Annotated in this window: 1 protein-coding gene; it reads left to right on the top strand. The window is 68.4% G+C overall.

Translation table 11 applies throughout. From position 1 onward, the window contains the following. Nucleotides 1-22: 22 nt before the first annotated feature. Nucleotides 23-424: NnrS family protein (locus EOA38_RS38735; protein WP_245481047.1), on the top strand; the 402-nt coding region annotated here is incomplete at its 3' end.

Raw genomic sequence — 424 nt, 5'->3', positions numbered from 1 at the left:
GGCTGCGGCGCTTCCCCTGGCGATGGGCGCGCTGATCCTGGCGGTGGGCGGCCGGATGATAGCCGCCTTCCTGATCGAAGAGCGCCGACGCCGCGGCTTGCCGCAACGGCCTGCGGCACGCACGTGGCCCGGCCTCGCCATGATGGGGTTTGGGGTCCTCTCGAGCGGATCAATCGGAACATCGGCCCTGGCGATCACCGCCTTGTGGGTGCTCCGCACGGCTTGGACCGGGGTTGGTGCGTGGCCGGCAAACCGGATGCTGTGCATAGCTTATGCGACCCTCGCGGCCGGACTTCTCGGCATCGTTGCCGCGCGGGTGGGGATGCTTCCGCCGCTAGCCCAGACGCATCTGCTGACGATGGGCGCAATGGGTTCAATGGTCGTGGCGGTGGCAGCGAGGGTTTCGATGCGGCGGGGTAAAGAC

The sequence above is a fragment of the Mesorhizobium sp. M1E.F.Ca.ET.041.01.1.1 genome (assembly GCF_003997355.1).
Taxonomy (GTDB): domain Bacteria; phylum Pseudomonadota; class Alphaproteobacteria; order Rhizobiales; family Rhizobiaceae; genus Mesorhizobium.
This window is presented reverse-complemented; position numbering and strand designations above follow the sequence as displayed.